Raw genomic sequence first — 11,829 nt, 5'->3', positions numbered from 1 at the left:
TTATACAGCCCTTTTTACGTCAGTGCCAAGGAATTGCAGAACCTGATTACTCCGATTTTGACCGAGAATATTGGCATCGTTTCACTCACCACTCCCAGCGAAATCGGTATCACGCCGGATGATACAAGTGCGGGTGGCGATTCATTTGCTCAGACCGACTCCATTCTGGTTCGCGATTATCCTGAAATTCTGGAAGAAGTAGACCGCCTGCTGGAAAAAATGGATGTGCCCCCCATGCAAGTTGTGATCGAAGCCATGATCATCAGCGTTGTGCTGAATGACGATATGCGGTTCGGCGTGAATTTTGCCATGCTGGGCGGAAACAACAAGAGTCTGGTGGTGGATGGCAACGGTCAGACTTTAAACAATTCCAGTGGTTTTCCAGGTTCCGGCAGCAGTTCGATTGTCCCCCCTACCGGACAGTTTATTGCTGATCTGGCAGGTCTGAAATATGGATTTTTGCGCGGAGATATCAGCGGATTCATTGAAGCACTGGAAGACGTTACAGAAACTAATCTGATTGCCTCGCCTCAATTACGGGCCTTAAACAAACAAAAAGCCGAACTGATTATCGGTGACCGAACCAGTTATTCTACTGTCACACAAAACGGAACTACCTCCATCCAGAACGTCAACTTCCTGGATTCCGGTATTGTTTTGAATCTGCGCCCCTTCATTACACCCGATGGGCAGATCCGAATGGAAATCCATCCGGAACGCAGTTCTGCAACCATTAATGTCAGAACGGGTCTTCCCGACTTACAGACCACAGAAGTCACCACGAATGTAATGGTTCACGATGGTCATACGGTGGTGATCGGCGGTTTGATCGAAGAGCGGGCCTCTGAAACAAAAAATCAGGTGCCGTTCTTAGGAGCCATCCCCCTCATCGGGACCGCATTCCGCCATCAGCGTGAAATCATGCAGCGCACGGAACTCATCATTCTGATCACGCCCCGCATTGTAGAAACACAAGCGGCTCTGGCCGAGGGAGAAACGCTTGAGTATGAAAGTGCGGAACGGTTGCAGACATTCAAAGACAATTTGCTGCCGATCAACCAAATACGTATTATTCAGTACCATATCAAACAAGCCCAGAAGTTCTTGAGAATCGGCAATCTGCCCAAAGCGAAACAGCAGATCAATATTGCTGTCCGACTGGATAAAAACAATATTGAAGCGATTCAGTTACAAAAATACATTGACGAAGCACTGAAAAATCGCAACCGAAGTCTCATCGGATTACCTCCCGTTCCCACTGCCGGAGTCCATGTCCCCTCGCTGGAGGGAGACCCCTAAACATGGTTCGGCGTGAAGGCTTTTTCGTACAATATTTCAGATTGCTGTCCTGTGCTGCTTCTATCTTGTGTTGCGGTTGCCAGTCGATGCCGCTTTCGAACTTGCCCGGTGTATCGCAGCAGGCAGTAGACACGAAATCTGCAGAGCAGGGGAAAGATCGGCCTGATGGAGCGCAGAGAAACTCTCCCTACAACATGCAGGCGAAAGAAATTGTCCAACAGGCACTCGATCATTACTCAAATGGTGATCTGAGCGAGGCAAAAATTCTGCTGGCATCGGCTCGAAAAATCGACCCCGGTCATATCGGCACGTTCGAAATCGAAGCGCAGCTTTCTTATGATATGGGAGATCAGAAGAATTATCTGCAGTCGTTGCGCGCCATTCGCGCTGCCAGCCCGCATGATTCGGAAAAGCAGAGTGCCATCGGCACTCTCTTTTTTCAGGCCGGGCAGACTCAGGAGGGCATCTCCTGTCTGTTACGGGCCATTGAATTGAAACCGTACGATGAAGATTATGCTTTGAAACTGGCAGCTTTCTATGAACAAACCGGGAGATCTGACGAAGCAAATCAGGTTCTCCTCCGCGCCCTGCACACCACGCCGGGCAGCCGACGGCTGCCGATTGCCCTGGGACGGATTTGTGAAGCCAACGAACAGTGGAGCCAGGCCAGCATCTATTATGCGATGGTCGTAAATCATTTTCCCAAAAACCATGTCTGGCGAAAGTGCCATGCCCGGTGTCTTTACTATTCCGGAAACTACAAAGCTGCTTTTGAGCAGTTCGCAATCTGCCGCAAGAATGATCCGGAATCGCTTTCGCTTTCAGAAATGATTACCTTCGGTGACGCCGCCTTGCGAATTGGAGACCTGGAACAGGCACAACACCTCTTTGATGACGTCTCCGCAGCACACCAGCATCAATTAATCCATGTAGAGATATTGCGCGGGTTATGCGCAATAAACCGCGGGCAGAATATCAGCGCAAAAACTATTATCAATACAGCCCGCACAAAATGGCCGGACGACCCCACTCTCTTGCAGGTAGCTGCCCTGATTCCTTCCGAATAGGAAAACCGCACGTTTCACACAAACAGTGTACGTGTCGCCACATCTTGATTCGCTGAGCCCATTCTTGATTACGAAATTGGACAACCGGCATTTCGTAACCTAGATTTGAATGGTGAGATACCTCCCCTTCTCATTTGTAGAGATCTGTGTTGTTATCTCTTAATCTGAAAGACGTTAAGCGTTCTTTGTTTTTCGGTAGTCTCTTATTACTACTGAGAAAGTAATCGGTTATGAAAAGTTATGCTAAATACTGGTTTCTGGTGTTGCTGCTTTTAGTAGTGAGCTGCGCTGATAACCTTCTCGTAGCAAGTCAGTTAGCGAGCCCGACGATTGCGTTCACGATTTCGCTGATTGCTTCATTGGCCGGATGGGTCTGGCTGGTCAAAACCATCCAGAAGGACCGTGACCAGATCACGACGTATATCAGAAACCCGGAATTAAAACGTCCGGGCTATCAGCGAAAAAACTTTTTCGGCGGCGTCTTTGCAGAAGCGATTCAGAAGATCGAGGAATCCGATACGGAACTGGTTTCCACGAAACAAATTAAAACCATGCTCAAGGCCCGGTTAAATACGTTACTCAAAAAAGAGATGATGAGAGAGGCTGTTCTTGAAAGCCTTGACTGTGGAATTTTAGTATTCGACGCACAGCATATGCTTGAATTTTCAAATTCCGCGGCCAAAGATTTCCTGATTCCCGAATCAAATCAATGCGAAAACTATTCCGACTCCAGTTTGTCGCTCAGTAAAACATTAATCAACGATGCGGTAATACCGGAACTTGCTAAATTGCTGGCAAAGACGATCGAACGGAAAGACGCCACGCTACGCAGACGGACCGAATTCGATTTCACATCTAATGGTGCAACCAGTCATTACCGCGCCGTGGCAACCAATCTGCGCGATGAAAACCAGACGATTCTGGGCACGGTCATGGTTGTCGAAAATATCGGCGAAGAAAACGTTGAAAAAACGCGACATGCGGAATTTGTTTCTTCGGTAGCACATGAATTGAAAACTCCGATGTCGGGGATCAAGGCTTATGTGGAAATGCTGATCGATGGCGAATGTGACGCGGAAGAAGCACAGGAGCTGTACGGCTTTATCAATGACCAGATCGACCGACTCACGCGACTGGTGAACAGCATGCTGAATCTCGCCCGGATTGAAAGCGGTGTGGTCGAAATTAAGCGGCAAGACTATGAGCTGAATGATATTCTGAAAACCGCCGCCGATGTCATTTCACCAAATGCCACCGAAAAAGAAATCACGTTTGTCACGGAACTGAGCGATCTGTATCTGCCCGTGTTTGTAGATAAAGACATGCTGGGGCAAGCGATTATCAATCTGTTATCAAATGCAGTAAAATACACACCCAACGGCCATGAGGTGCGTCTGCGGAGTCGAATGGAGGATGCTTCCGCAGTGATTGAAGTCCGCGATACCGGACTGGGAATTCCGGAGAATTCGCTCCCTCATATCTTTGACCGATTCTACAGAGTACCCGAAAACAATCGCTCTGCATCCGGAACCGGACTGGGACTGTCCTTGGTTCACTTTATTGTCACCAATGTGCACAATGGGTCTATCTCAGTTCAGTCCAAAGTCAATGAAGGGACCTGCTTCACCGTGACCATCCCACTGGGCCACAAGGATAAAAAACGAAAACGACATGTCGAACCGTCGGCATCAGTCTGAAATGAATCGTGTCTCGCAGATCTGCTGTTTGAAAAAAGTTATCTGACAAGGAAAGAAAATATGGCACCTCTGATTTATGTTTGTGATGATGATTCACACATTGTTCGGGCCATCAGTATGAAACTCCGGAAAGCCGGTTTTGAGGTCGAATGTTTCCCCGACGGGTTCGCCTGCTGGGAAAAAATGCAACAGCGCGCACCACACATGATCATTACCGATTTACAGATGCCGCGCATGAATGGATTGGAACTTTGCGGAAAAATTCGCACATTTCCTGAGACTCAGACCATTCCGGTTACGTTATTAACCGGCAAAGGTTACGAATTCGACCACGACGAATATATCGAAACACTAAAAATAACCAACGTCATGGTGAAGCCGTTCAGCCCTAAAAAGCTGTTAACCCAAGTCCAGGAAAGCCTGAATCTCACCAACGATGTCACCGGTTAGCCCCCTTCAACAACGAAATCTTGCTGAAACTGTTTAACTATGCGAAATTATTATACTGCCATCCAGTTCTGGTCCTATTCGCTGCTGGTAGTCTGCCTGTGTCCGCTTGCCGTATTTCTGGGCTCGTACATGGGCTGGCCCCTCGGTGTAGCACCTTTGCTGTTACTGGCTCCGCCTGTAGTCCTGGCGGCCATCTCTTCTCAACGTATCTGTTACTGGACTATTACGGCTTTAGCCGTTGGTGCCTGTTTTGCGGAAATCTTTTTCAGAAGCGACATCAGTCATGTCAAAACCACGTATCCGCTGACCATCATGAGCGCTGCTGTGCTGATCGGGATCACTTTATTGATCGACCTCTATATTGGAAAACTGCGCGGAAAGCTTTCGCAGATTTATACACAAAACGATGACCTGGTTCGTCAGTTATATCAATCACAAAAAGAGTCTGCGCCCGACTTCCATCAGACGGTTTCACAAACGGAAACGAAAGATCGCCAGCAGAACGAATCCAAAGACAACCCGGCTGCAGAAGCGGGTGTCAATTATCCATTGTTATTATTGACGCTGCAGGATATCGGTCGACGCATCTCGACCAATCAATCAAACGAATTACTGATTCCGACCGTCATCAGCACTGCCAAAGCCTCCCTGCAATGCGAGCACTGCCAGGTTTATTTATGGGACAGCAAAGCACGCACCCTGAAAAACGCACTACCTGCCCGCTCGCGCGATAAGCTCGATTACCGGCCTGTTCACAATCGTGGAGTCGCTGCCTGGGTCATTGAAAATCGACAGATTCTGATGAGAAACGACGCCGAGAAAGACACTCGGCTGAAAAGAATACTGGAAGAAGATCCGCACATGCCGGATGCCATTGCGCCATTGACCGTGGGTTCGGAATTAATCGGCTTACTGATCATTGACAAGGTCGATATCGACTCGCCAACGATCGGACGGTTGATTTACATTCTCTCGAATATTTATGCACTGGGCATCAAGAACTCCCAGTTGTTTAAGCGGATTGAAGAAATGGCCAGCCGCGATGGCTTAACAGGTCTGTTCAATCATGCAACGTTCCAGGAGAAAGTGCATGAGCTGGTAAAGAACGCAGATGCACAATCGACTACGCTCTGCCTGGTCATGAGCGACATCGATCATTTCAAATCGTTCAACGACACGTATGGCCATCAGGCGGGAGATTTTGTTTTAAAAGAAGTGTCCCGCATCTGGAAAACGGTCATGCCGGAAAATGCGATTCTTGCTCGTTATGGCGGTGAGGAGTTTATCGGCCTGCTGCTGGATCACGAGTATTCTCAGGCTATGCAGATTGCTGAAGATCTGCGCGAGACACTGGAAAACTGTCCGATTCTGTTCGAAGGTCAACAGTTGCAGGTAACCGCCAGCTTTGGGGTGACCGAATACAGGCATCCCGCCACGACGTCCAATGAGCTCGTGCGTGTAGCAGATGAATATCTCTATAAAGCCAAAGAAAACGGCAGAAATCAGGTGATGGGCATGGCCCCCAATTCAAGCAGAAAACCCAGTACATAGATATCAATCCCATGCAGATTACAACAGAAATATTTGGAGATGTGCTGGTTGCACACACGCCGGATGAATTGACCGATGATACCTCCACGGAATTCGTGAGAGCGCTTTCGGAAGCAATTAATGAGCAGCACTATCAGGTCGTGCTGCAAATGGATCGCAGCGAAGTCCTGGATAGTGCAGGACTGACGGCATTACTTGATTTACAGGATCTGACACGCGAACAGGGCGGAAATCTCAAAATCAGCGGACTGGAAGATCCGGGCAAAAAAATACTGGAAATGACACGCCTTGATCAGCGCATCGATCTGTTCGATTCGGTGATCGAAGCCGTCTCCAGTTTCCAATAAAAACATTGTGTTAACATGAATAACAATTCCTTATTACAGCCGAAAATGCGACTCGGTGATTTACTCATCTACAGAGGGTATATCACTCTGGAACAGTTAGAGTCTGCGCTGGAAGATCAGGCAAAAGGGGATGGGAATCAGCTGCTCGGCGAGTTGCTGGTCAACAATGAATATTGCACCGAAGAACAGGTTCTGGAATGCCTGGCTCTGGAATACCGCATTCCTTACGTGCAGCTCGACAGCCGCATGTTCGACTCGAAAGTCTTTGACGTGCTTCCGCGTGAATTCGTGGAAAAACATACTGTGCTCCCACTGTTTAAAGTGCGGAATGTTCTGACCGTTGCCGTTGCCGAACCGACAAACGTGTTCCTGGTCGACCAGCTCAGTAACCTCACAAAATCGGAAATTCAGATTGTCGCGGCGAGTGCTCGTGAAATCAGGCGTATGGTGCAAACCTATATGCCCAATAAGAATGTCTTCGTGATCGACGACATTATTGATGATGCGAATGGCACGAACGTCGAGTTGATTGAAGAATCGATCGATGATATCGGCTTTGATGTCGAATATGCCGGACAAAGCCCGATCATCAAGCTCGTGAATTACATCGTTTACAATGCCGTTCGAGAAGGTGCCAGCGATATCCATATCGAGCCGACCGAGTCGCAATTGCGGGTCCGTTATCGTGTAGACGGGGTCCTGCAACAGGCACTTGAGCCTCCCGTGCATCTGGCGCCCGCTGTCTCTTCCCGCATCAAAATCATGGCCAGTCTTGATATCAGTGAACGTCGTCTGCCTCAGGACGGCAGAATTCATGTGCTGATGGAAGGCCGCCCCATCGACCTGCGTGTCAGCACGTTACCCATGCCGACCGGTGAAAAGGTCGTCATCCGAATTCTAGACAATCGCAGCGTGAATATTTCGCTGGAACAACTGGGGTTCAGTTCTGAAGTGCTGGAACACTTTGACGAGCAGTTGAAAAAACCCAATGGTATTATTCTGGTGACCGGTCCCACAGGGAGCGGTAAAAGTACAACGTTATATGCTGCTTTGAATTCCGTCAGTTCGATCGAAAAAAATGTCTGTACGGTAGAAGATCCGATTGAATATCAGTTGCCGCTCATCAATCAGTTCCAGGTAAACGAAAAAATCGGACTTTCATTCGCATCCATTTTGAGAAGTCTGCTGCGACAGGACCCTGACGTCATCATGGTCGGCGAAATCCGGGATCAGGAAACGGGAAAAATTGCGATTCAGGCAGCGCTTACGGGGCACCTGGTTTTCAGTACGCTGCATACCAACGACGCCATTTCTGCCATCACGCGATTAATCAATATGGGCGTTGACGATTATCTGATCGGAGCGGCTGTGAATATGGCGCTCGCCCAGCGACTGTGCCGGAAAATCTGCCCGAAATGTAAAACACCGTATGAACTGCCTAAAGTATTGCAGCTTGCCGTCGAACGGGTGGGCCTGGAAGGAAACGAGTTTTATAAAGGCAAAGGCTGCAAACGTTGTCACAATACCGGGTTTTCCGGTCGTATTGGCGTTCACGAAATTCTGACGATCGACGATCGTCTGCGTGAAATTATTACAACGGATCCCACCATCGCCTCCGTCAAAGAATATGCACAAAACAATGGCATGATTCCTCTGCGATACGATGCCATCCGGAAGGCAAAAGAAGGGCTGACCACTATCGAAGAAGCACTAAAAGTCAGCGACGAGGGGTGGATTCCTCGTAAATCGGCGATCAACCATTGACCGCCGTTTATTTAAAAGATTTATCGAGGCCTGAGAAAGCGACTCAATCATGGAAATCAATGACCTTTTACATGCAGCCGTTGACAGCGATGCGTCAGACATTCTGCTGGTGACCGACGCACCCCCGGTGTTCCGCATAGATGGAATTCTGAAAACAACTGCCCTGGAACCACTCGACCCTGAAACCATCCGGGACCTTTGCGATCAAATCTTAAAAGACAAACAGAAAGAAACTCTCGATAAACAAAAAGATGTGGATTTCGCCATCACGATTCCACGACTGGGCCGGTTTCGTTTTAACATCCACGTTCAGCGGGGCTCATTAGCCGCTGCGATTCGCCGATTTTCGAATGAAATCTGCACGCTGAGCAGCCTGGAACTGCCTCCGATTGTTGAAGAATTAACCCACCTGAAAACCGGCCTGATTCTGGTAACCGGCCAGACGGGGTCGGGTAAATCAACAACTCTGGCCGCGATGGTGGAAACCATTAATCAACGGGACTCAAAGCATATTATCACTCTGGAAGATCCGATCGAATATCAGTTTCAGCATGGAAAATCCCTGATTGAGCAGCGCGAAATCGGCGAAGATTGTCCCGGATTTGCTTCGGGACTGAAACATGTTCTCCGGCAGGATCCGGATGTGATCCTGATTGGAGAATTGCGGGATCTGGATACCATTCGCGTTGCCCTGCAGGCGGCAGAAACCGGGCATCTGGTGTTGGCCTCTCTACATGCTTCCACCGCTGCCGGCGTTGTGGATCGTCTGGTGGAAGTTTTTCCGCCACAAGAACAGTCGCAGGTTCGCAGCCATCTTGCCGAATCGTTACGCGCTGTGATTACTCAAAAATTATTACCAGCTGCTTTCTCAAAAGGACGAGTGGCTGCTCTCGAAATTATGCTGATGAATCGCGCCATTCAGACCAGTATTCGTGAGTCAACCTCTCATCTGATTCCCGGAGTGATTTCCACAAGCCGCCGCATGGGGATGCAAACCATGGAACAGGCTTTGAAAGAACTGCTGCTGAACGGAAAAGCCGACCCGGAAGTGATCGATGAGTATCTGCAGGAATTACGGGGTGAGTCGCCCAGAGAACATTCCCACGGCCTGCTCGCTTAGGTGTTCTCCTCAAGAAAAGATTGAACCATGCAATTTACTTATACAGCTCGAAACACTACTGGCCAGAATCAGACCGGTGAACTGGTGGCTGACTCGCGCGATGAGGCCGTTGTCAAATTACGCCAGGAAGGCCTCTATCTGCTGTCACTGGAAGAAGCGGAAAATGCTTCTAAATCCGGGCGATCAAATGCCTTCAAAAAACGTGTTTCCCGCAAAGATATCATCTACTTCACCAACCAGTTGGCCATCATGGTCGATGCCGGGGTGCCTGTTGCCACTGCTTTGGAAGGGATTGCCAAACTGCTCGAAAATCCAACCCTGGCTGAAATCCTGACGAATATACAGAAAAATGTAGAAGCTGGTAGCGACCTTTCTACCGCGCTGGCTGAATTCCCGCGGTGTTTTGATAAAACATACGTGAATCTGATCAAGGCCAGTGAAGCCAGTGGAACAATGCCTCAAATGTTGAACCGGATTGCCTCACAGGCTGAAGAAGAACAGGAAACAATTCAACAGGTCAAAGGGGCATTAATCTATCCGGCCATCATGTTTGTGATGTGTATCGGCGTGTGCATCTTCCTGCTGACTTATGTGTTTCCAAAATTGATGCCGATGTTCGCATCGCGGGGAGCTGCCGTGCCTACTCCTACCAAAGTGATGATCTTTGTCTCAACGTCGATTACTTCTTACTGGTATCTCATACTGCTGTTTCTGGCTTTGATGGCGGGCATTTTCTATTACATTCGGTCTCAAGTCTGGGGTAAATCTGCGATGGACTGGACCATCCTCCGTCTGCCCGTGTTCGGCTCAATGCTGAAAAAACTGGCCATCAGTCGCAGCATCCGCACATTAGCCACGACGATAAACGCCGGAGTTCCCATGCTCGAAGCCATCCAGCTCAGTGCGGGAGTGACGGATAATGTGCATTTCAAACAGAGCTGGGAAGAAATCAGTGAACTGGTAACGACCGGAAAACAGATTCATGAAGCCCTGGAAGGAAAAACCCTGTTTCCCCCCACCATGCAGCAGATGATTGCATCTGGCGAATCAACAGGACGCCTGGGCATGGTGTTAAATAAATTAAGTGATTATTTTGACCGGGAAGTGAAGGTGTCGATCAAATCTGCAACAACGTTGATCGAACCCGTTATGGTGATCTGCATGGGATCTATGATCGGATTTATTGCCCTGTCCATGCTGCTGCCGATCTTCACTCTGAGTACAAGCCATTAAGACGTGGCAGGGGGTTCTTCACCACTGTCTTCTGACTGAGTTGCTGCCGGTTTTTCCGTAGATTCCGGCTGATTGTCTGCCGGTTTTTCTGTCGTTTCCGTTTGCTTCTCAGGTCGTTCCTCCTCCACGGCACGAGTATCACCCGGCAGGACTTCCAACAGTCCCTGATTTTGAAATTTTTCCTGCGAAAAGGCTTTGAGCTCGGTATTGAAAATCTGGACCAGCGCGTGAAGACAGGAAGCCACAATCGGCCCGATAAAGACGCCCCACAGTCCCATCATCTGCAGACCTCCCAGCACACTCACGAAAGCCAGCAGCGGGTGCAGTTTGGCGTCACTTTGCAGGACATAGGTCCGAATGATGTTATCCATCGTACCGACGACCAGCGTCCCAACGGCTGTCAGGAACAAAGCGGAACCCCAGTCCCCCTGATACAATAACCAGCCGGCACAGGGACCCCAGATCAGCCAGGAACCCACTAATGGAACGAGTGACGTAATCGTGGCCAGAATCAGAAAAATAATGAAGTGCTCAAATCCCACCAGATGCAACGCAACCGCCGTGGTTAAACCCTGTCCGATCGCGGCGAGAAATGTGGCAAGAACAACGGCGCGAACCACTTTCTGAAACTGATCAATCAGCCTCTTCTGATAATCCACATGGACGGGAATCAAAGATTGCGTCGACGCAATCAGCGAATTACCGTCGGCCAGAAAATAATACAACGCAATAATAAACATCACCCAGGCCACCAGCGCCGAGAAAACACTTCCCAAGAGTCCTACCGTCGAAGCCGCGATCCCCAGAGAACGTCTGGCGATCGGAACTAATGTCGCCTGCAGGTTCTTACGGATTAGTTCTTCCACCGTCTCCGTATTTTGCTGAGCCTTTCCGCCCTCTTTGAAATCCATTTCTTTTTCTAAATACTGATTGGACCAGTCAATGAATTCATGAAATTTATCATTACTGATTTCGACTTTCTCGCGAACGGTCTGGACCGTTTTGTTCCAGTTCGCCTGATCCAGCGTGTTGACGACGGTGGTGAAAAGCTGGAGCGAACCCAGAAAGATGCCCACGCATAAAGGAACCAGAATTGCAGACACCAGAATGATCGTTGTGATCCCGGCGGCAAATCTGACATGACCTTTCGTCCGTTTTATGAAATAGTTCAGCAGAGGCTGACTGACCATCGCAACGACCGCCGCCAGAAACAACGGCAAGATAAAGGGCATAATCACTCTGAAGAATGTGATTCCTAAAAAAAGAATCAGGCAGAGTATCACGGAAAGAGAGACCAGTCG

The 11,829-nt window shown here is 49.0% G+C and carries 9 protein-coding genes and 1 pseudogene; 9 read left to right on the top strand and 1 reads right to left on the bottom strand.

Going from position 1 to position 11,829, the window contains the following annotated elements:
- From Q0294_RS00230 to Q0294_RS00190, 9 genes and pseudogenes are all read left to right on the top strand, one after another.
- Nucleotides 1-1,299: pseudogene (locus Q0294_RS00230) on the top strand (hypothetical protein); the annotation flags it as partial.
- A gap of 86 nt (nt 1,300-1,385) precedes the next feature.
- Nucleotides 1,386-2,366: a tetratricopeptide repeat protein gene (locus tag Q0294_RS00225; protein WP_299459412.1), complete on the top strand. Its 981-nt coding sequence runs from the start codon at nt 1,386-1,388 to the stop codon at nt 2,364-2,366.
- A 230-nt stretch (nt 2,367-2,596) separates the two neighbouring features.
- Complete coding sequence (locus Q0294_RS00220; protein WP_299459410.1) at nt 2,597-4,063, top strand: HAMP domain-containing sensor histidine kinase; 1,467 nt, start codon at nt 2,597-2,599, stop codon at nt 4,061-4,063.
- 60 nt (nt 4,064-4,123) lie between these two features.
- The gene (locus tag Q0294_RS00215) at nt 4,124-4,513 is read left to right on the top strand and encodes a response regulator (RefSeq protein ID WP_299459408.1); all 390 of its coding nucleotides are present in this window, start codon (nt 4,124-4,126) and stop codon (nt 4,511-4,513) included.
- 39 nt (nt 4,514-4,552) lie between these two features.
- Nucleotides 4,553-6,064: a sensor domain-containing diguanylate cyclase gene (locus tag Q0294_RS00210; RefSeq protein WP_299459406.1), complete on the top strand. Its 1,512-nt coding sequence runs from the start codon at nt 4,553-4,555 to the stop codon at nt 6,062-6,064.
- Nucleotides 6,065-6,075: 11 nt separating this feature from the next.
- Entirely contained in the window at nt 6,076-6,411 is a 336-nt protein-coding gene (locus tag Q0294_RS00205; RefSeq protein ID WP_299459404.1) for an STAS domain-containing protein, read from the top strand.
- Nucleotides 6,412-6,426: 15 nt separating this feature from the next.
- Nucleotides 6,427-8,175 (top strand): GspE/PulE family protein, encoded by a 1,749-nt coding sequence (locus tag Q0294_RS00200; protein ID WP_299459402.1) that lies wholly within the window; start codon nt 6,427-6,429, stop codon nt 8,173-8,175.
- A gap of 49 nt (nt 8,176-8,224) precedes the next feature.
- A complete protein-coding gene (locus Q0294_RS00195; protein WP_299459400.1) occupies nt 8,225-9,295 on the top strand; it encodes a type IV pilus twitching motility protein PilT in 1,071 nt (356 codons plus the stop codon).
- A 27-nt stretch (nt 9,296-9,322) separates the two neighbouring features.
- Entirely contained in the window at nt 9,323-10,528 is a 1,206-nt protein-coding gene (locus tag Q0294_RS00190) for a type II secretion system F family protein (protein ID WP_299459398.1), read from the top strand.
- Here Q0294_RS00190 and Q0294_RS00185 read toward each other — a convergent pair.
- Nucleotides 10,525-11,829: AI-2E family transporter (locus tag Q0294_RS00185; protein ID WP_299459396.1), on the bottom strand; the 1,305-nt coding region annotated here is incomplete at its 5' end. The genes Q0294_RS00190 and Q0294_RS00185 overlap by 4 nt on opposite strands.

The sequence above is a fragment of the uncultured Gimesia sp. genome (genome assembly GCF_937919775.1).
In the GTDB taxonomy this organism is placed as follows: domain Bacteria; phylum Planctomycetota; class Planctomycetia; order Planctomycetales; family Planctomycetaceae; genus Gimesia.
Note: the sequence above shows the minus strand (reverse complement) of the source record. Positions and strands in the feature narration are given on the sequence as shown.